The organism is Acidovorax sp. HMWF029 (assembly GCF_003060895.1).
In the GTDB taxonomy this organism is placed as follows: domain Bacteria; phylum Pseudomonadota; class Gammaproteobacteria; order Burkholderiales; family Burkholderiaceae_C; genus Acidovorax.
On sequence record NZ_QAIH01000320.1, the window covers coordinates 1 to 18,740 of the forward strand.

General features: G+C 64.5%; 21 protein-coding genes and 1 other RNA gene. All 22 read left to right on the plus strand.

Translation table 11 applies throughout. From position 1 onward, the window contains the following. Window positions 1-219, plus strand: a 219-nt coding sequence (locus tag DBR12_RS21085) for an HAD family hydrolase (protein WP_158275027.1), incomplete at its 5' end; no start/stop codon positions are given. A 12-nt stretch (window positions 220-231) separates the two neighbouring features. Next, window positions 232-618, plus strand: a transfer-messenger RNA (tmRNA) gene (gene ssrA / locus DBR12_RS21090). 159 nt (window positions 619-777) lie between these two features. Beyond that, window positions 778-1,038, plus strand: coding sequence for a hypothetical protein (locus DBR12_RS21095; RefSeq protein ID WP_199226751.1), 261 nt, complete (start codon window positions 778-780; stop codon window positions 1,036-1,038). 113 nt (window positions 1,039-1,151) lie between these two features. After that, window positions 1,152-1,433, plus strand: coding sequence for a hypothetical protein (locus DBR12_RS21100; protein ID WP_108619012.1), 282 nt, complete (start codon window positions 1,152-1,154; stop codon window positions 1,431-1,433). 149 nt (window positions 1,434-1,582) lie between these two features. Beyond that, the gene (locus DBR12_RS21105; protein WP_108619013.1) at window positions 1,583-2,050 is read left to right on the plus strand and encodes a Spy/CpxP family protein refolding chaperone; all 468 of its coding nucleotides are present in this window, start codon (window positions 1,583-1,585) and stop codon (window positions 2,048-2,050) included. Between the two features lie 17 nt (window positions 2,051-2,067). After that, window positions 2,068-2,400 (plus strand): hypothetical protein, encoded by a 333-nt coding sequence (locus DBR12_RS21110; protein WP_108619014.1) that lies wholly within the window; start codon window positions 2,068-2,070, stop codon window positions 2,398-2,400. A 17-nt stretch (window positions 2,401-2,417) separates the two neighbouring features. Continuing rightward, window positions 2,418-3,104 carry a response regulator transcription factor gene (locus DBR12_RS21115; RefSeq protein WP_108619015.1) on the plus strand — a complete coding sequence of 229 codons (687 nt, stop codon included), beginning with the start codon at window positions 2,418-2,420 and terminating at the stop codon, window positions 3,102-3,104. A gap of 2 nt (window positions 3,105-3,106) precedes the next feature. After that, on the plus strand, window positions 3,107-4,492 hold the full coding sequence (locus DBR12_RS21120; RefSeq protein ID WP_108619028.1) for a cell wall metabolism sensor histidine kinase WalK: 1,386 nt from the start codon (window positions 3,107-3,109) through the stop codon (window positions 4,490-4,492). 361 nt (window positions 4,493-4,853) lie between these two features. Further along, complete coding sequence (locus tag DBR12_RS21125; protein ID WP_108619029.1) at window positions 4,854-5,819, plus strand: ABC transporter substrate-binding protein; 966 nt, start codon at window positions 4,854-4,856, stop codon at window positions 5,817-5,819. 24 nt (window positions 5,820-5,843) lie between these two features. After that, window positions 5,844-6,680 (plus strand): ABC transporter permease, encoded by an 837-nt coding sequence (locus DBR12_RS21130; protein WP_108619016.1) that lies wholly within the window; start codon window positions 5,844-5,846, stop codon window positions 6,678-6,680. After that, the gene (locus DBR12_RS21135) at window positions 6,677-7,456 is read left to right on the plus strand and encodes an ABC transporter ATP-binding protein (protein ID WP_108619017.1); all 780 of its coding nucleotides are present in this window, start codon (window positions 6,677-6,679) and stop codon (window positions 7,454-7,456) included. Before DBR12_RS21130 ends, DBR12_RS21135 begins: the two co-directional genes overlap by 4 nt. 18 nt (window positions 7,457-7,474) lie before the next feature. Further along, window positions 7,475-8,287 (plus strand): histidine utilization repressor, encoded by an 813-nt coding sequence (hutC, locus tag DBR12_RS21140; RefSeq protein WP_108619018.1) that lies wholly within the window; start codon window positions 7,475-7,477, stop codon window positions 8,285-8,287. Window positions 8,288-8,352: 65 nt separating this feature from the next. After that, window positions 8,353-9,891 (plus strand): histidine ammonia-lyase, encoded by a 1,539-nt coding sequence (hutH, locus tag DBR12_RS21145; RefSeq protein WP_108619019.1) that lies wholly within the window; start codon window positions 8,353-8,355, stop codon window positions 9,889-9,891. A gap of 39 nt (window positions 9,892-9,930) precedes the next feature. Further along, window positions 9,931-11,655, plus strand: a complete 1,725-nt coding sequence (gene hutU / locus DBR12_RS21150; protein ID WP_108619020.1) for a urocanate hydratase — start codon at window positions 9,931-9,933, stop codon at window positions 11,653-11,655. 106 nt (window positions 11,656-11,761) lie between these two features. Continuing rightward, window positions 11,762-12,508 carry an IclR family transcriptional regulator gene (locus DBR12_RS21155; RefSeq protein ID WP_233245013.1) on the plus strand — a complete coding sequence of 249 codons (747 nt, stop codon included), beginning with the start codon at window positions 11,762-11,764 and terminating at the stop codon, window positions 12,506-12,508. A 32-nt stretch (window positions 12,509-12,540) separates the two neighbouring features. Further along, window positions 12,541-13,290 carry a glutamine ABC transporter substrate-binding protein gene (locus DBR12_RS21160; RefSeq protein ID WP_108619022.1) on the plus strand — a complete coding sequence of 250 codons (750 nt, stop codon included), beginning with the start codon at window positions 12,541-12,543 and terminating at the stop codon, window positions 13,288-13,290. A gap of 38 nt (window positions 13,291-13,328) precedes the next feature. Then, window positions 13,329-13,997, plus strand: a complete 669-nt coding sequence (locus tag DBR12_RS21165) for an amino acid ABC transporter permease (RefSeq protein ID WP_108619023.1) — start codon at window positions 13,329-13,331, stop codon at window positions 13,995-13,997. Then, the gene (locus tag DBR12_RS21170; RefSeq protein ID WP_304529323.1) at window positions 13,994-14,788 is read left to right on the plus strand and encodes an amino acid ABC transporter ATP-binding protein; all 795 of its coding nucleotides are present in this window, start codon (window positions 13,994-13,996) and stop codon (window positions 14,786-14,788) included. The genes DBR12_RS21165 and DBR12_RS21170 overlap by 4 nt, the downstream gene beginning before the upstream one ends. Window positions 14,789-14,849: 61 nt before the next feature. After that, window positions 14,850-15,740 (plus strand): phytanoyl-CoA dioxygenase family protein, encoded by an 891-nt coding sequence (locus DBR12_RS21175; RefSeq protein ID WP_108619024.1) that lies wholly within the window; start codon window positions 14,850-14,852, stop codon window positions 15,738-15,740. Window positions 15,741-15,757: 17 nt separating this feature from the next. Beyond that, window positions 15,758-16,375 carry a HutD family protein gene (locus tag DBR12_RS21180; RefSeq protein ID WP_199226753.1) on the plus strand — a complete coding sequence of 206 codons (618 nt, stop codon included), beginning with the start codon at window positions 15,758-15,760 and terminating at the stop codon, window positions 16,373-16,375. Between the two features lie 94 nt (window positions 16,376-16,469). Then, on the plus strand, window positions 16,470-17,738 hold the full coding sequence (gene hutI / locus DBR12_RS21185; RefSeq protein WP_233245017.1) for an imidazolonepropionase: 1,269 nt from the start codon (window positions 16,470-16,472) through the stop codon (window positions 17,736-17,738). Beyond that, window positions 17,735-18,740: formimidoylglutamate deiminase (locus DBR12_RS21190; RefSeq protein WP_108619027.1), on the plus strand; the 1,006-nt coding region annotated here is incomplete at its 3' end. The genes hutI and DBR12_RS21190, both read left to right, overlap by 4 nt.

An 18,740-nucleotide genomic window follows, 5' to 3' on the forward strand; every position in this document is an offset into this window, starting at 1 on the left:
CCCTTGCTGGAGGCAGCGTCCCGCCTGAAGCTTCCCCCTGCGCAGTGCATTTATGTTGGCGACGATGAGCGCGACATCATTGCGGGCCTGGCTGCGGGCATGGGCACGGTTGCCGCCACCTATGGGTACCTGGGCGCCAAGGCCGATCCTGGCGAATGGGGCGCCCATGCTGCAATTAAATCTCCGATCGAGCTATTGAAATTGCTTGTGCACGCCTAAAATAGAGGGTCTGGGGCTGTCCTGGTTTCGACGTGGGTTCGGAATCGGCGTGGTGCATGTCGAGCTTGAGTCACGCTCGTAAATCTCGATTTAACAAACTAACTGCAAACGACGAACGTTTCGCACTCGCTGCTTAATTGCCAGTGAGCCTTGCAACAGTTGGCCGATGGGCTGGGCAAGGGGGTGCTGAGTAATCAGCGCCTCCCGGCTGCAAGGATAATTACATGGGCTGGCTCCGATCCGGGTACCTTGGGTCGAGGCGAGAAAATAGGGTGCTGGCGGCTTGTGTAGCGTGCGACTGCGCGACACAGGTGGTGAGATTCAAAACAGACCGCTAAACATGTAGATCTGCCCGGTGAAGGCTTACGGACGCGGGTTCAATTCCCGCCAGCTCCACCACCATAACGTCCAAGGGCGTTCGCTGACTTCCAGCGAACGCCCTTTTTCATTTTTTCAGTTTGATGTAGCAATCACCCCTGTATCTGTAGGTGTGTATCAGCCCTTGATAAACCCAACACAGCGCCGCAAAATGCTCGCTCGTTCAAGCCGGAGGCCACTATGCCAATGGAGTACCTGCAGGGGCTGGCGTGGGATGAGTTGCCTCTGATTGAGTCGGACGTTACCAACATTGACAAGCTGAGGGTGTTGCGCGCAGCGGGCATGGTGGAGGTGCAATTGCCACCAGTGGATGCGTCGCAACCCAGAGCGAAGGTACTGTACATCACCGGTCTGGGGCGGGCCACTCTGCGCGCGCGGGGCTGGCCTTCTTCTGAGTCGCGCCTTCGGCCGCTGTGCGATCTGGAGCCCTCGTTTGATTGATGGCTGTGCCTGTGCTTTCGGCTTGATGCCGCAAGTGGAGCCTGTCACGCGCGGGGCTGCGGGGTAAGCCGTGGTTATGCCCTTCCCCGTTGGGGGGACCCGTGTGAAGGTCCATGATGGTATTGATCTTGCATATTCGGCATGAATGTCCCCACCAATTCCTGGCCCGGGTGTTCGACGGCAAGGTTCAGGTCGGTGCGGCAACCCAGCATGCCCATATTGAAGAAGCCATTGCCGCCTATGGTGCGACCGGCAGCCGGTTGTTCCCCGGGGTCACGGCCTTTGCCATCTGGTACGGCGGGTGGAGCATTGGCGCCAAACCCTTGGCGCAGATGGTGGATGAGGCGGCGCTGCTGGCGAACCGATTGGTGGTGATGTCGGCGGTGATCCGTTGAGCGGGGTGGGGTGCGAAGGTACCCGCATACCCCCCAATATGTCATGCGAAACAAAATGAAATAAACCGAAACTGCGTCGAGACGACGTAGCGCGTGCCGCGCGGCACTATCCGGGTCATGTTCAACACCGTCCTCGAAAGGACTGCATCATGAAACCCTGGATCAAGAAAACCCTGATGGGCATCTTTGGCGCTTCCATCGCGGTGGGCGGTCTGACGGCCTGCTCCAGCAGCCACCATCACCGTGGCCCCATGAGCGCCGAGAAGATGGCAGAAGTGCGTGGAAAGGTGGTCGAGCGCGTCAGCAGCAAGCTGGACCTGAACGATGCTCAAAAAGCCAAACTTAACGTGCTGGCTGACAAGATGGAGGCGCAGCGCACGGCATTTGTTGGCAAGACGGCCGATCCGCGCGCAGAAATGCAGGCCATTGTTGCGGGCGAAAAGTTCGACCGTGCACGCGCGCAGACCTTGCTGGACGAGAAAACCCGCGCCGTGCAAGCCTACAGCCCCGAGGTGGTCAGCGCGATGGCAGATTTCTATGACAGCCTGAACCCCGAGCAGCAGCAAAAGGTGCGCGAGCTGATGCAGCGCCGCAAGGGCTGGATGGCTCGCGGTTGATAGCAAGGGGCTGCTCCATGTCTCCCACGCTGGAACCCATTCACCGCCTGGCGCAGGGCGTGCGCACGCACGGGCCTGCGCTGCTTGCAGGCATGCCGGATCCCCACGATGAGCTGATGTCCCTGGTCTGGGGGCCGCGCTTTGACCGCGAGCATGCGCTGGGCCTGGTGGCCCGGCAGCCTGAGGTTGCCGCCCACACCTTGCCCGCCTTGCTGGCCGCTGCCGATCATTTCGATGCGCTCCATGCGGGCGCCCAGGGACGATTGCGCCGGTTGATCGTACGGCACCGTGCATTGCTGGGCGCGGGCGATGGCGACGCAGAGCCATCCAGCGCATGGGCGAACACCTGACGGTGTGAGAATTGGGCATGCACCGCATCCTGCTCATCGACGACGACGCCCAGCTCGGCCCGCCGCTGGCCACTTACTTCCAGCGGTTCGAGCTGGAGCTGGTCCACGCCCTCAAACCCAGTGACGGGTTGGCCCTGCTGGGAGCGGGCGGCTTTGATGCCGCCATCCTGGATGTGATGCTGCCCGAGATGGATGGGTTCGAGCTGTGCCGCACCATTCGCAAGCAGGGTGACCTGCCCATCGTGATGCTCACGGCGCGCGGCGAGGTGATGGACCGTGTGGTGGGGCTGGAGCTGGGGGCCGACGACTATTTGCCCAAACCCTTTGAGCCGCGCGAGCTGGTGGCGCGCTTGCAGACCGTGCTGCGACGCCGACGAGGACCGGGGCAGGGCGCTGCCTTGGGTTCGCTGGATTTCGATGGGCTGACCATCGACGCCGCCCGCCGCAGCGTGCTGCGCCAGGGCGTGGCGGTAGAGCTGACCGGCACCGAATTCGACCTGTTGCATCTGCTGGCCCGTGAGCCTGGCAAGGTTTTCAGCCGCGACGATATCCTGAACCAGTTGCGCGGCCACGAGGCCGAGCTGTACACCCGCGCCGTGGACATTGTGGTGAGCCGTCTACGCAAAAAACTGGAGCCGCTCGACTGCATCAAGACGCTGCGCAATGCCGGTTATTCCCTGGCCCTGCGGCGGGCCGCACCATGATGATGAAGGTGCGGGACTCACTCGCGGCCCAGGACCCCGACTGCCCGTGGCATCGCCGCGCTCGGCACGCCGTGGGGCATTCGCTACGCATTCGCCTGGTGCTGGTTTTCATGGCCCTGGCCGTGACGGTGGCCGTCACCTTCATGGGCGGGGTGCAGAAGGCGGTGGCTGTGGGATGGAAAGAAGCTGCCCGCCCCTTGTTGATGGACTATGTGGACCGGCTGACCGCCGAGATCGGAAGCCCGCCTAGCATCGAACGTGCACAGGCAATTGCCGACCGGCTGCCCGTCACGCTGCACATCGACGGGCCGCAGATCCACTGGGCCTCGCACCCCGACCGGCCACGCCCCGATTGGATGAGCGACAAGTTCCGTAGGCAGGAGCACTGGGCGGGCGATGAGAATGGCCACAGCCTGCTGCAGCGCACAACGGCTGATGGACATCACATCGAGTTTGGGCTCAATGCCCTGTCTTGGGACAAGCGCCCGCGCATTGCGTGGGGCACCCTCACGGTGCTGCTGCTGCTGACGGCGCTAGCTTATGTGTACGTGCGCCACCTGCTGCGCCCGCTGGACGATATTCGCCAGGGCGCCCAGCGATTTGGCAACGGCAACTTCGCTCAGCCTATTCCCGTGCGGCATGCGCACCGGCCCGACGAGCTGGGCCAGCTGGCAGCCACCATCAACACCATGGGTGACGACATCCATCAGATGCTCGAAGCCAAGCGTGCCCTGCTGCTGGCCATGAGCCACGAGCTGCGCAGCCCGCTCACCCGGGCCCGGCTGAACACCGAACTGCTGCCTGAGACCTCTGACATTGAGGCCCAGCGGTTGGCCCTGCTGCGCGACCTGGGTGAAATGGCTGGCCTCATCACCGACCTGCTGGAGAGCGAGCGTCTTGCTGGGCGCCACGCCGCACTGCACCGCGAACCTACCGACCTCACGGAGCTGGCGCGCGAGGTGATCGCCGAGCTGGGTTCCCGCCATGTGGGGGCTGCCAACATCGTGCTGTACGCGCCGCCGGACCTGCCCGCCATTCGGCTTGACCGCTCCCGCCTGCGCCTGCTACTGCGCAACCTGCTGGACAACAGCCTGCGTCACAGCGAATCGGGTGTCTTGCCACCCGAGCTGCACCTGCGGCTGGAGGGAGACCGGCGCGTGGTCGAACTGGAAGTGCGCGACCATGGCCGGGGTGTGCCCCCCGAGCACCTGCCTCATCTGGCCCAGGCCTTCTATCGCCCGGACACCGCTCGCCAGCGCACCACCGGCGGGGTCGGGCTGGGGTTGTACCTGTGCCGACTGGTGGCACAGGCGCACGACGGGCACCTGCACATGCGCAATGCTGAGCCGGGTCTCTCGGTCACGGTGCGCCTGCCCGTGGTCGAGTGAGCTTGAGCCCCAGGGGCGCGGCGCAGCGCTGTCCGGCATCCGTCTGCACTGGGGTGGTGCGGTGGCCTTCTTGGGTCTGCGACCTGGAAGTTGGGTGCGATTTGTGGGGGAAATGGCCGTTCCCGCGCTATGGGAAAGTGTTTATTGCTATCAATTTGATAGTTTTTTTTGACTCGCCTCAGGCCCGATGAGGTTGGTGCGGCCTGGCCCCGTTTTTGCTCTTTACTGATCACCTAGCCCGATGAGCCGGTTTTTTGGGTGTTTACCCTGTATATACAGGTATGCTCCCGGTGTCATCATGGCGACCGGAACGCAGGTGCGAACCGGCTGGGGTGGTACTTTTTTCAAACAGGAGCAGATGATGACTCGATCGGTTGTGAAATGGACGTCGCTGGCAGCGGCAACGGCATGTGTGATGGCTCTGGCCGCACCGGCCCAGGCGCAGGACACCAAGATAGTGCTGGGCATGTCCGGCTGGACGGGGTTTGCACCACTCACGCTGGCCGACAAGGCGGGCATCTTCAAGAAGAACGGCCTGGATGTGGAGATCAAGATGATCCCGCAAAAGGACCGCCACCTGGCCCTGGCTTCCAAGTCCATCCAGTGCGCTGCCACCACGGTCGAGACGCATGTGGCCTGGAACGCCAATGGCGTGCCCATCGTGCAGATCTTTCAGATGGACAAGTCCTACGGCGCCGACGGCATTGCAGTGCGCGGCGACATCAAGAGCTTTGCGGACCTCAAGGGCAAGACCATCGGCGTGGATGCGCCCGGCACCGCCCCGTACTTTGGCCTTGCCTGGATGCTGAGCAAGAACGGCATGAGCCTCAAGGACGTGAAGACCACCACGCTGTCGCCCCAGGCGGCCGCGCAGGCCTTCGTGGCCGGGCAAAACGATGCCGCCATGACGTACGAGCCCTACCTCTCCACCGTGCGCGACAACCCTGCGGCCGGCAAGATTTTGGCCACCACGCTCGACTACCCGATGGTGATGGACACCGTGGGCTGCGACCCCACCTGGCTCAAGGCCAACGCCAAGGCCGCACAGGCGCTGACCAACTCGTACTTCCAGGCGCTCGACATGATCAAGGCCGACCCGGCCAAGTCCAACGAGATCATGGGCGCAGCGGTCAAGCAGACAGGCGAGCAATTTGCCAAGTCCTCTTCCTTCCTGCGCTGGCAGGACAAGGCTGCCAACCAGAAGTTCTTTGCGGGCGAGCTGCAGTCCTTCATGAAGGATGCCACGGCCATCCTGCTGGAGGCCGGCATCATCCGCAAGGCGCCGGAGGACTTGAACGTCACGTTCGACGCGAGCTTCATCAAGTAACAGACCCAGGAAGAAGAACGCGCCATGTCTGCCGTGCAACCCCTGTCCGTACCTGAGTCCCATGCGCCCGTGCGCCGTCGCTCCTTGGCTCCGTTGGAGCCCGTGAGTGCCCGCGCGCGCTGGATGCTGGGGCTCGCCTTCTTCGTCGTGTTCGTGGCGGTGTGGGCGTTCTTCACGCTGGGCGGCTTTGTGTCGCCCACCTTCCTGGCCAGCCCCATCACCATGGCCAAGGAGGGCTGGCTGCTGTTCACCGAGTACGGCTTCATCAAAGACATCGGCATGACCATCTGGCGTGTGGTCGGCGGCTTCATCCTGGCTGCCGTCATTGCCGTGCCGCTGGGCATTGCGATGGGTGCCTACAAGGGCATTGAGGCGTTCTTTGAGCCGTTCATCTCGTTTTGCCGCTACCTGCCAGCTTCGGCCTTCATCCCGCTCTTGATCCTGTGGGCGGGCATTGGCGAGGCGCAGAAGATCCTCGTCATCTTCATCGGCTCGGTTTTCCAGATCACGCTGATGGTGGCTGTGACGGTAGGCGGCGCGCGGCGCGATCTGGTGGAGGCAGCGTACACGCTGGGCGCGGGCCACAAGGGCATCGTCACCCGCGTGCTCATCCCCGGTGCTGCGCCCGAGATCGCAGAGACCCTGCGCCTGGTGCTGGGCTGGGCCTGGACGTATGTGATCGTGGCCGAACTGATTGGATCATCCAGCGGCATCGGCCACATGATCACCGACAGCCAGTCGCTGCTCAACACCGGCCAGATCATTTTCGGCATCATCATCATCGGCCTCATCGGGCTGGTGTCCGACTTCGCCTTCAAGGCGCTCAATCACCGTCTGTTTGCCTGGAGTTTTGTGCGATGAGCCGCGTATCCATTCAAGCTGTGTCGCGCGTTTTCGAGACCGCCAAAGGCCAGCGCACGCAGGCGCTGCAGCCGGTCGATTTCGAAGTGCAGGACAACGACTTCGTCACTATTCTTGGCCCTTCGGGCTGCGGCAAATCCACGCTGCTGCGCATCGTGGCGGGGCTGGACCACGCCACCAGCGGCCGTGTGCTGCTTGATGGCGCGCCGGTCGAAGGCCCTGGCGCCGAGCGTGGCATGGTGTTCCAGAGCTATACGCTGTTCCCCTGGCTCACCATCGAGCAGAACATCCGCTTTGGCCTGCGCGAGCGGGGCATGCCCGAAGCCCAGCAGAAGGAACGCGCCGCGTACTTCATCGCCAAGGTGGGCCTGCGCGGCTTCGAGCAGCACTTTCCCAAGCAGCTGTCGGGCGGCATGCAGCAGCGCACCGCCATTGCGCGCGCCCTGGCCAACGACCCCAAGATCTTGCTGATGGACGAGCCCTTTGGCGCGCTCGACAACCAAACCCGCGTGCTCATGCAAGAGCTGCTGCTGGGCATCTGGGAGGCCGAGCGCAAGACGGTGCTGTTTGTCACCCACGACATCGACGAAGCCATCTTCATGGCCAACCGCGTGGCTGTGTTCAGTGCCCGGCCTGGTCGCATCAAGACCGAGCTGGCGGTGGACTTGCCGCACCCACGCCACTACACCATCAAGACCAGCCCCGAGTTCATGGACCTCAAGGCGCGCCTCACGGAAGAGATCCGCGCCGAGTCCATGGCGGCCGATCTGCACTGATCTGACTACGCAACGTCCATGAGCGCCCGTCCGTCCCGCCGCACCGCATCCACGGTAAACCGCAGCGCCACGCCCGCCAAGGCTGTGGCCGCCACGGTTGCGCCTGCGCAGGCCATGGCGCTGTACGAGCAGATCAAGGACCACATCTCGCGCAAGATCCAGGAAGGCATCTGGCGCGCGGGCGACCGCCTGCCGTCCGAGAACGAGCTGGTCACCCAGTTCGGCATCTCGCGCATGACGGTGAACCGCGCGCTGCGCGAGCTGGTGGAGCAGGGCCGCATCGTGCGGGTGGCGGGCGTGGGCAGCTTCGTGGCTGAAGACAAGCCACAGTCCACGCTCTTGCAGATCGCCAACCTGGCCAGCGAAATCCGCCAGCGCGGTCACGACTACCGCTGCGATGTTTTGGCGGTGGAGCGCATCTCGGCCACGCTGGAGGTCGCAGCGGCACTGGACCTGCGCACGGGCGAGTCGGTCTTTCACTCGCTGTGCATCCACCGCGAGGACGGCCTGCCTGTGCAACTGGAAGACCGCCACGTGAACCCGCGCCAGGTGCCCCAGTTCGCCGCGCAGGACTTCACGCAGCTGCAGCCCTCCGAATACCTGGTGCGCAACGTGCCGTTCGACCAGATCGAACATGTGGTCGATGCCGTCATGCCCACCGCCGAGCAGGCCACGCTGCTGGAGATGTCTCCGCAGGAGCCTTGCCTGCTGCTCACCCGCCGCACCTGGTCGCGCGGTGTGCCTATTACCGTGGTGCGGTGTTTGCACCCCGCCACCCGCTACCGCCTCGGCAGCCGCTTCCGCGCGGATGGCAACCCGGTAGCGGGCTAAAAGTTTTTCGCCGAAAACATCGTATTTTTTCGCTTGTACCTACTTGTATATACAGGATCAATGCCATGACACACAACGCCTCATCCCTCACTCTGCACCCCGGCCGCGTCACGCTGGCCGAGCTGCGCCGCATCCACGCGGGCCCCGTGCAACTGGTGCTCGATGTGTCCGCCCGCGCAGGTTTGCAGCAGTCCCTCGCCACGGTGCAGCGCATCGTGGATGAAGACCAGGTGGTCTATGGCATCAACACCGGTTTCGGCAAGCTGGCCAGCACCAAGATTGCGCATGAGCGACTGGCTGAGCTGCAACGCAACCTGGTGCTGTCGCACAGTGTAGGCACGGGCGATCCGTTGCCCGACGACGTGGTACGCCTCATCCTGGCGACCAAGGCCGTGAGCCTGGCGCGCGGCCACTCTGGCGTGCGCCCTGAATTGGTGGACGCGCTGCTGGCCCTGGCCAACGCCAACGTGCTGCCGGTGATTCCAGCCAAAGGCTCGGTGGGTGCATCCGGCGACCTGGCACCGCTCGCTCACCTGGCCTGCGTGCTGATCGGTGAAGGGCAGGCCAAAGTGGATGGCAAGGTGGTGCCGGGTGCCGAGGCCATGCGTTCTATTGGTTTGCAGCCCTTTGTGCTGGGCCCCAAGGAAGGGCTGGCGCTGCTCAACGGCACGCAGGTGTCCACCTCGCTGGCGCTGGCCGGGTTGTTCGGCGCGGAGAGCGTGTTTGCTGCCGCGCTGGTTGCGGGCTGCCTGTCGCTCGAAGCCATCAAGGGCTCGGTCAAGCCTTTTGATGCACGCATCCACGAAGCGCGCGGCCAGGCCGGGCAGATTGCCGTGGCGGCTGCTGTGCGCGCGCTGCTGGATGGCAGCGCCATCGACCCCTCGCACCCCAACTGCGGCCGCGTGCAAGACCCATACTCCATCCGCTGCGTGCCGCAGGTGATGGGCGCGTGCCTCGATAACTTGCACCACGCGGCGCGCGTGCTCACCATTGAGGCGAACGCCGCGTCGGACAACCCGCTCGTTTTTGACAACGGCGACGTGATCTCCGGCGGCAACTTCCACGCCGAGCCTGTGGCGTTTGTGGCCGACATCATCGCGCTGGCCGTCGCCGAAATCGGCGCCATCTCCGAGCGCCGCCTGTCGCTGCTGCTCGACCCAGGCCTCTCGGGCCTGCCCGCGTTCCTGATCCGCGACAGCGGCGTGAACTCCGGCTTCATGATCGCGCAGGTCACTGCCGCAGCCCTTGCCGCTGAAAACCAGTGCCTGGCCAACCCCAGCAGCGTGACCAGCCTGCCCACCTCTGCCAACCAGGAGGACCATGTCTCCATGGCCACCTACGGCGCGCGCCGCCTGGGCGATATGGTGCGCAATGCAGCGGTGATGGTCGGCATCGAGGCCATGGCCGCCGCACAGGGTATGGAATTTGACCGTGCTCTCAAGAGTTCGCCACTCATCGAAGACCAATTCGCCGCCATCCGCGAGCGCGTGGCTTATCTGGAGCAAGACCGCTACCTGGCCCCGGACATCGAGACCATGCGCGAATGGGCCCAGCAGTCCGCATGGCCCGCGCCGCTCACCCAATGCCTGCCCAGCTTCGTCTGATTTTTTCCAAGCACACCCACTGATTCACAGGAGCCCACCATGAACGCCAACGACGCCATCATCGCCGCAGCCTCCAACACCGACCCCCGCCACGACGCCACCCGCATGATCCGCGCGCCGCGTGGTAACCAGCTCACCTGCAAGAGCTGGCTCACCGAGGCGGCCTATCGCATGATTCAGAACAACCTCGATCCCGAGGTCGCCGAGCGCCCGCAAGACCTGGTGGTGTATGGCGGCATCGGCCGCGCCGCGCGCAACTGGGAGTGTTTTGACCAGATCCTCGCCTCGCTCAAAGACCTGAACGACGACGAGACCCTGCTCATCCAGTCCGGCAAGCCCGTGGGCGTGTTCAAGACCCACACCAATGCACCGCGCGTGCTGCTGGCCAACTCCAACCTGGTGCCCAAGTGGGCCAACTGGGAGCACTTCAGTGAGCTGGACCAGAAGGGCCTGTTCATGTACGGCCAGATGACCGCGGGCAGTTGGATCTACATCGGCACGCAGGGCATCGTGCAGGGCACGTACGAGACCTTTGCCGAGGCGGGCCGCAGGCACTACGGCGGCTCACTGGAAGGCAAGTGGATTTTGACCGCAGGCCTGGGCGGCATGGGCGGCGCGCAGCCGCTGGCCGCCACGTTTGCGGGCGCGGTGTCGCTCAACATCGAATGCCAGCAAAGCAGCATCGACTTCCGCCTGCGCACGCGCTATGTGGACAAGCAGGCGCGTGACATCGACCATGCGTTCGAGCTGATCCAGCAGCACACGGCAGCCAAGGAAGCCGTGTCGATCGCGCTGCTGGGCAACGCCGCAGAAATCCTGCCCGAGCTGGTGCGCCGCGCCAAGGCGGGTGGCCTCAAACCTGACCTGGTCACCGACCAGACCTCGGCCCACGACCTCGTCAACGGCTACCTGCCCGCAGGCTGGACGGTGGCGCAATGGCGTGCCGCGCAGCAGGACGTGACGCAGCACGAGGTGCTGAAGAAGGCCGCTGCCAAGTCTTGCGCGGTGCACGTGCAGGCCATGCTCGACTTCCAGCACATGGGCATCCCGGTGGTGGATTACGGCAACAACATCCGGCAGGTGGCGTTTGATGAAGGCGTGAAGGACGCGTTCGACTTCCCCGGCTTTGTGCCCGCCTACATCCGTCCGCTGTTCTGTGAAGGCAAGGGCCCGTTCCGCTGGGTGGCGCTCTCGGGCGACCCGGAAGACATCCGCAAGACCGACGCCAAGATCAAGGAGCTGTTCCCCGAGAACCGGCACGTGCACCGCTGGCTCGACATGGCGGGCGAGCGCATTGCCTTCCAGGGCCTGCCCGCACGCATCTGCTGGCTGGGCCTGGGCGAGCGCCACATCGCTGGCCTGGCCTTCAACGAGATGGTGAAGAACGGGGAGCTGAAGGCCCCCATCGTGATCGGCCGTGACCACCTGGACACGGGCAGCGTGGCCAGCCCCAACCGTGAGACCGAGGGTATGCGCGACGGCACCGACGCCGTGAGCGACTGGCCGCTGCTCAACGCGCTGCTCAACACCGCCGGTGGCGCCACCTGGGTCAGCCTGCACCACGGCGGTGGCGTGGGCATGGGCTACTCGCAGCACTCTGGCATGGTCATCGTGGCCGACGGCACCGATGCGGCTGCCCAGCGCCTTGCCAATGTGCTGGTCAACGACTGCGGCAGCGGCGTGATGCGCCATGCCGATGCGGGCTACGAGCTGGCGGTGGAAACGGCCAAGAAGCAGGGCCTGAAGCTGCCCATGGTGAAGTAGTCCGAAGAAAGAGAGGGAATGACAGGAATGTGAAAAAGGGAACTGCATTCCCATTGAGTGGGAATGCGGGGTTTGAATGCCGCAGCAATCCTTTGATACTGAGTCCATGACCGCCCGTGGACTGACCTCCGTTGCCGCCGCCGACCGTGTTCTGCACGTGTTGGCCGTGCTGGCCCAGCACGGTCAGCCCATGTCGGCTGCAGAGTTGATGGAGGCCACGGGTCTGGCGCGCAGCACGCTGTACCGCCAGCTCGCGCGGCTCAAGATGTGGGGCTTTGTGCTGGAGAGCAACGGGCACTACGCGCCTGGGCCGCTCAGCCTGCAACTGGCCCTGGGCTTTGACATGGCGTCGCACCTGGTGCACCACGCGCGGCCGGACATGCAGGCCCTGGCCCGGCAGTCCCACGAAAGCGTGGGGTTGGTGGTGGCTGTGAACGACAGCGTGGTGTGCCTGGACATGGTGGACAGCACGCAGGCCCTGCGCTGCTCGTTCGAAAAAGGGCGCAGCGTGCCGCTGCGCGCCGGCGCCTCTGCCAAATGTTTGCTGGCCCACGTGGCCGCGGCAACGCGCAACGCGATTCTGGACATGCACTACGGCGCAGGCACCCCCGAGCGCGATGCGGCGCAGACCGAGCTGGAAGGCATCGCCAAGGCGGGTTATGCCGTCAGCTCTGGCGAGGTGGATGCCGGTGTCTGGGGTGTCAGCGTGCCCGTGTTCGGCTCTCCCCGGCAGGCCGCCGGGGCCATCACCCTGATGGCCCCGATATTGCGAGCCCAAGGGCAGGAGGCCTCGCTTACCGGCATGGCCGTCGTTGCCGCAGCGCGCATCTCCCGCCAGCTCACTTCTCCCTGATTTCCCTCACCCCTTCCCAAGGAGCTTTCCCCATGAACCTTCGTCGCAACCTTCTTCTGGCCAGCCTGGCCGCCGCAGCTTTTTGCACCACGGGTGCGCAGGCGCAAGACAACGTGCTGCGTGTGGGCACTGATGCCACGTTTCCGCCCATGGAGTTTGTCGAGAACGGCAAGCGCACAGGCTTTGATATTGAGCTGGTCGAAGCGATTGCGAAGACCATGGGCAAGCAGGTTGAGTGGGTGGACATCGACTTCAAGGGCCTGATTCCCGGTCTGATTTCCAAGCGCTTTGACATGGCGGTATCGGCCATCTACATCACCGACGAGCGCAAGAAAGTGGTGGACTTCACCGATGCCTACTACGCCGGTGGCCTGGTGGTGATGGTGAAGGCCGACAACAAAACCATCAACAAATTGGCCGACCTGGATGGCAAGAAAGTCAGCGTGCAAGTGGGCACCAAGTCGGTGTCGTACCTGACCGAGAAGTTCCCCAAGGTGCAGCGTGTCGAGGTCGAAAAGAACCAGGAGATGTTCAACCTGGTGGATATTGGCCGTGCGGACGCCGCCGTGACCGGCAAACCTGCCGCGTTCCAGTATGTGCGTACCCGTCCTGGCCTGCGTGTGCTCGACGAGCAGCTCACCACCGAGGAATATGGCATGGCCCTGCGCAAGGACACGCCCGAGCTGACGAAGGCCGTCAACGGTGCCATCGCCAAGCTCAAGGCCGACGGCACCTACGCGGCCATCGTCAAGAAGTGGTTCAGCAACAGCGCTGCCAAGTAAGCAAGCCACTGACCAACTGACCGTTGCCGAACTGAGCCATGGAACTCGATTTTTCTCCTGTCTGGGCCGGGGTGCCACAGCTGCTGGCGGGTGCGCTGGTCACTGTGGAAATCACGGCCGCCTCGCTGCTGCTGGGCTGTGTCATGGGCCTTTTGGTAGGCATTGGCCGCCTGAATCCCAAGCGCCGTGTGGTCTATGCCCTGTGCACCGCGTATGTGGCCGCCATCCGTGGCACGCCGCTGCTGGTGCAGCTGTTCATCCTGTTCTTTGGCTTGCCACAGTTCGGCATCCTGCTGCCCGCCTTTGTGTGTGGTGTGATCGGCCTGGGCATCTACTCGGGCGCTTATGTGTCTGAGGTGGTGCGTGGCGCCATTCAGTCCATCGACAAGGGGCAGATGGAGGCCGCGCGCTCCATCGGCATGTCTTCGGGCCTGGCCATGCGCACTGTGGTGCTGCCGCAGGCCGTGGTACGCATGATTCCGCCGCTGGGCAATGAGTTCATCGCACTCATCAAGAACTCGGCGCTGGTGTCGCTGCTCACCATCCACGACCTGATGCACGAAGGGCAGAAGATCATCAGCGTGTCGTACCGCTCGCTGGAGGTGTATCTGGCGATTGCCGTGGTGTATTTCATCCTCACGGGCATCACCACGCTGGTGCTGCGTCGCATCGAGCTGCGCCTGCGCGCCGGAGGGATGGTGCAATGAAGAAGGACGCTGTGATGAATTCGGTGGATTCGGCCACGCAGCCCATCGTGCGCATTCGCGGACTGCGCAAGTCGTTTGGCACCCATGTGGTGCTGAATGGGATCGACTTTGACGTGCTGCCGTCGCAGGTGGTGGTGGTCATCGGGCCCAGTGGCTCGGGCAAGAGCACTTTCCTGCGCTGCTGCAATGGCCTGGAGCAGCCCGAGGGTGGCACGGTCGAGATCTGCGGCCGCACGCTGGTGCAGGATGGCCGCATGCTGCCCGACCATGACCTCAACGCCCTGCGCGAGGAGGTGGGCATGGTGTTCCAGTCGTTCAACCTGTTCCCGCATCTGTCGGTGCTCGACAACGTCACTTTAGGCCCGCGCAAGCTTCGGGGCCTCGCACGCAAGGAGGCCGAGGAGCGTGCTCAGGCCCTGCTGGCCAAAGTGGGCCTTGCGCACAAGGCTTCGGCCATGCCCGCGAGCCTGTCGGGCGGGCAAAAGCAGCGGGTGGCCATTGCCCGCGCGCTGGCCATGGAGCCGCGCGTGATGCTGTTCGACGAGCCCACGTCGGCGCTCGATCCTGAGCTGGTGGGCGAGGTGCTGCAGGTCATGAAGCTGCTGGCCAGCGAAGGCATGACGATGATGGTGGTCACGCACGAGATGGACTTTGCGCGCGAGGTAGGTGATGTGGTCGTGGTAATGGACGGCGGCGGCATCATCGAGGCTGGCGTGCCTGACGCTATCTTCACCAACCCCACGCAGGAGCGCACGCGTTCCTTCCTGCAAGCCGTGCTCACGCGCGCCTGATGCCCGAGGCTGGGCGCGGCATGGAGAACCACGGTCAACAACAATCAAGGAGACAACCAAGATGCCCCAGCCTTCATCTACCTTGGACACACCCTTGCATGCACGCTTTCAGCAACGCTTGCAGGAGCGCCTGACTGCAGACGACATTGCGCGTTTTGAGCGCGATGGCGCCATCTGCATCAAGCAGCTGCTCACGCCCGCAGAGGTGGCGCTGCTGCGCGATGGCATCGACGCCAATCTGGCCGCGCCAAGCCCGCGCGCCAAAGTGGCCAGCCGCCCCGATGACCCGGGCCGTTTCTTCGAGGACTTCTGCAACTGGCAGGACATCCCTCAGTTCGCCCGCTTTGTGCACGAGACGCCGCTCGCGCTGGCCGCGCAGCGCCTCATGCAGTCGCACACCGTAAGGCTTTACCACGACCATGTGCTGGTGAAGGAGCCGGGCACGCGCCAGAGGACGCCCTGGCACCAGGACCAGCCGTACTACAACATCGAAGGCCAGCAGAACGTGAGCATGTGGATTCCGGTGGACCCGGTGTCTCGCGCTGCGACGCTGGAGTTTGTGGCCGGTTCGCACAAGGGGCCGTGGCTTATGCCGCGCACCTTCATGGACAACCAGGCCAAATGGTTCCCCGAAGGCAGCCTGCAGGACCTGCCCAATGTCGAGGCCGACCGCGATGCCTTCCCCATCGTGGGTTGGGAGATCGAGCCCGGTGACGTGGTGTGTTTTCACATGCTCACGCTGCATGCCGCCGGTGGGGTGGAGGGCACCAACCGCCGCCGCGTGTTCTCGGTGCGCTTTCTGGGAGATGACGCGCGCCATGCGCCCCGACCGTGGAAGACCTCGCCCGAGTTCCCCGGCCTGGCGGATGAGTTGCCCGCTGGCGCAGAAATGGACCACCCGTTGTTCCCACTGCTGGTTTCGGGTATCGGGCAGACCACTGCAACATCCTGATGAGTACGACGACAACGATGGCAATGCACTTTTTTGACCTCGCCACCACCCCCAGCACGCCCTGGAAAAACGGCGGTGGCAGCACGCAGGAGCTGGCCTGCTGGCCGCCTGGTGCGGACATGAACAGCTTCGAGTGGCGCGTGAGCCTGGCCACGGTGGATCGGCCCGGGCCGTTCTCGGTCTTTCCGTCCATCGACCGGCAGATCATGCTGCTGGGGGGCGACGGCCTGCACCTGCGCAGCCTGGGCTGGGAGCACCGGCTGGAGCAGCGCTGGCAACCGTTTGCGTTCTCGGGCGATGACGCGGTGGATGGCGCCATGCTGGGCGGCACGTCCAAGGACTTCAACCTGATGCAACGGCGCGGCCTGTGGCACGGGCCGCTGCGGGTGGTGGGCGATGCGCAGTCGCCCGGCGACACGCCCGCAGGCCTGTGCCTGGTGCTGCAAGGCGATTGGCAATGGGTGGCACCGGGCGCCGGGCCGCGTGCGTTGGCCGCAGGGCAGGGCTTTTGGTGGGCGGGCGAGGGCGGTGCAACGCCGGGTCGACTGGAGCCGCTGCATGCGGGTGCCGCCGCCGACGCGCCCACGCTGGTCTGGATTGCCTTGCAGCCTGTTGTGGTGCAAAAAACTGAATAAAAATGGCCGTTTCCGCCTGATAGATAAGCACTTGTAGCTATCATTTATATAGCATTCAACACGGAGCCCCCGCGTGGGCAGGCAGATGCAACACATGGACAACCGCGGCCATCCCAACGAATGGCCCGCCAGCCGCAGCGCCGACGGCGTATGGCTGAACCTGAAACCCGCGCCCGGCCTGTGGATGGCTGATGTGCCTGTGCCCGAGGGGCAACTGGCCTGCGTGGCGGTGCAGGGTGGCCGCATGCAATGGGTGGGGCCTGAAGCATGTTTACCCGCTGCTTTCCAGACATTGCCGCGCCACGATGCGCGGGGTGCGCTTGCCACACCGGGCCTGGTGGATTGCCACACCCACCTGGTCTACGGCGGCCAGCGCGCCAATGAGTTCGCCATGCGTCTGGCCGGTGCCACGTATGAAGAGGTGGCCAAGGCGGGCGGGGGCATCGTGTCGTCCGTGAAGGCCACGCGTGCTGCGTCGGAAGACGAGCTCTTCGCCCTGGCCGCGCCGCGCCTCTCGGCCCTGCTGGCTGAGGGCGTGTGCGCCATCGAGATCAAATCCGGCTACGGTCTGGCGCTGGAACACGAGCGCAAGCAACTGCGCGTGGCCCGCCGCCTGGGCGAGGTGTATGGCGTGACGGTGCGTACCACCTTCCTCGGCGCGCACGCGTTGCCGCCGGAGTACGCTGGCCGTAGCCAAGCCTATGTCGATCTGGTCTGCAACGAGATGTTGCCCGCACTGGCCGCAGAAGGTCTGGTGGATGCCGTGGATGTGTTCTGTGAACGCATCGCTTTCACGCTGGCTGAGACGGAGCAGGTCTTTCAGGCTGCGCAAAAGCTCGGCATCCCCGTCAAGCTGCACGCCGAGCAGCTGTCGGACATGGGCGGATCGGCGCTGGCTGCGCGCTACGGTGCACTGTCGTGCGACCACATCGAACACCTGTCGGCCGACGGCATCGCCGCCATGAAGGCCGCTGGCACCGTGGCCGTGCTGCTGCCGGGCGCCTACTACACGCTGCGCGATACGCACCTGCCGCCCATTGCCGCACTGCGCGCAGCGGGCGTGCCCATGGCGGTATCCACCGACCACAACCCGGGCACCTCGCCCGCGCTCAGCCTGCTGCTTATGGCCAACATGGCCTGCACGCTGTTTCGCCTGACGGTGCCCGAGGCGCTGGCGGGCATCACCACCCATGCCGCGCGTGCGCTGGGCTTGCAAGATTCGCACGGTTTGATCGCATCAGGGCGGCCTGCCCATTTTGTGCTGTGGCCCGTGGGCGAAGCGGCTGAGCTGGCCTATTGGTTGGGCCACAAGCCTGCCTGCACCATCGTGCGGCAAGGGCGCATTCACGGAGTTTTGCCATGACGCAACAACTGTTTGCTGCTGACGCTTTACTGCCCTGCGGCTGGGCGCGCAACGTGCTGATCGAATGGGACGGGGCAGGGCGCATCACCCAGGTCACGCCAGGCTGCACCGCCCCTGTTGGGGTGGCGCAAGCGCCAGGGCCGCTTCTGCCCGGCATGCCCAACCTGCACTCGCATGCCTTCCAGCGCGCGTTCGCGGGGCTCACCGAATACCGGGGTCAGGCGCAAGACAGCTTCTGGAGCTGGCGCAACCTGATGTACCGCTTTGCTGCGCGCATCACGCCCGCATCGCTGGAGGCCATTGCGACCTGGCTGTATGTCGAGATGCTGGAAGCGGGCTACACCAGCGTGTGCGAGTTTCATTACGTGCACCACGACCACGATGGCACGCCGTATGCCGACGATGCCACGCTGTCGCTGGCCCTGCTGCGTGCGGCGCAGAGCGCGGGTATCGGCATCACGCTGCTGCCGGTGCTCTACCAAACCAGCGGCTTTGGTGCCAAGCCGCCCCGCGCTGACCAGGCACGCTTCATTCGCAGCACGGACAACATGCTCTCATTATTGGAGCGGCTCACGCCCGTAGCGAAAGCGATGGGGGCTGGTTTGGGTCTTGCTCCGCACTCGCTGCGGGCAGTGCCGCCCGAGAGCCTGACCGCCGCCGTGCAGGGGCTTGCCGCCCTTGATCCCCATGCGCCCATCCACATCCACATTGCTGAACAGACGCAGGAGGTGGATGACTGCCTGGCCTGGAGCGGCCAGCGCCCCGTGCAGTGGCTGCTCGACCATGCCCCGGTGGATGCACGCTGGTGCCTGGTGCATGCCACGCACATGACGCCGCAAGAGTACGCCGAAGCAGCCCGCGCGGGTGCCGTGGCAGGCATCTGCCCCACGACGGAGGCCAATCTCGGCGACGGCATATTCAACATGCCGCTGTGGCTGCAGCACGGCGGCCTTTGGGGCGTGGGCTCGGACAGCCATGCCTGCGTGAACGCGGCGGAGGAGC

Coding starts and splice junctions, on each gene's coding strand:
- DBR12_RS21095 (WP_199226751.1), top strand. CDS start 778: ATGCCAATGGAGTACCTGCAGGGGCTGGCGTGGGATGAGTTGCCTCTG.
- DBR12_RS21100 (WP_108619012.1), top strand. CDS start 1,152: ATGATGGTATTGATCTTGCATATTCGGCATGAATGTCCCCACCAATTC.
- DBR12_RS21105 (WP_108619013.1), top strand. CDS start 1,583: ATGAAACCCTGGATCAAGAAAACCCTGATGGGCATCTTTGGCGCTTCC.
- DBR12_RS21110 (WP_108619014.1), top strand. CDS start 2,068: ATGTCTCCCACGCTGGAACCCATTCACCGCCTGGCGCAGGGCGTGCGC.
- DBR12_RS21115 (WP_108619015.1), top strand. CDS start 2,418: ATGCACCGCATCCTGCTCATCGACGACGACGCCCAGCTCGGCCCGCCG.
- DBR12_RS21120 (WP_108619028.1), top strand. CDS start 3,107: ATGAAGGTGCGGGACTCACTCGCGGCCCAGGACCCCGACTGCCCGTGG.
- DBR12_RS21125 (WP_108619029.1), top strand. CDS start 4,854: ATGACTCGATCGGTTGTGAAATGGACGTCGCTGGCAGCGGCAACGGCA.
- DBR12_RS21130 (WP_108619016.1), top strand. CDS start 5,844: ATGTCTGCCGTGCAACCCCTGTCCGTACCTGAGTCCCATGCGCCCGTG.
- DBR12_RS21135 (WP_108619017.1), top strand. CDS start 6,677: ATGAGCCGCGTATCCATTCAAGCTGTGTCGCGCGTTTTCGAGACCGCC.
- hutC (WP_108619018.1), top strand. CDS start 7,475: ATGAGCGCCCGTCCGTCCCGCCGCACCGCATCCACGGTAAACCGCAGC.
- hutH (WP_108619019.1), top strand. CDS start 8,353: ATGACACACAACGCCTCATCCCTCACTCTGCACCCCGGCCGCGTCACG.
- hutU (WP_108619020.1), top strand. CDS start 9,931: ATGAACGCCAACGACGCCATCATCGCCGCAGCCTCCAACACCGACCCC.
- DBR12_RS21155 (WP_233245013.1), top strand. CDS start 11,762: ATGACCGCCCGTGGACTGACCTCCGTTGCCGCCGCCGACCGTGTTCTG.
- DBR12_RS21160 (WP_108619022.1), top strand. CDS start 12,541: ATGAACCTTCGTCGCAACCTTCTTCTGGCCAGCCTGGCCGCCGCAGCT.
- DBR12_RS21165 (WP_108619023.1), top strand. CDS start 13,329: ATGGAACTCGATTTTTCTCCTGTCTGGGCCGGGGTGCCACAGCTGCTG.
- DBR12_RS21170 (WP_304529323.1), top strand. CDS start 13,994: ATGAAGAAGGACGCTGTGATGAATTCGGTGGATTCGGCCACGCAGCCC.
- DBR12_RS21175 (WP_108619024.1), top strand. CDS start 14,850: ATGCCCCAGCCTTCATCTACCTTGGACACACCCTTGCATGCACGCTTT.
- DBR12_RS21180 (WP_199226753.1), top strand. CDS start 15,758: ATGGCAATGCACTTTTTTGACCTCGCCACCACCCCCAGCACGCCCTGG.
- hutI (WP_233245017.1), top strand. CDS start 16,470: ATGGACAACCGCGGCCATCCCAACGAATGGCCCGCCAGCCGCAGCGCC.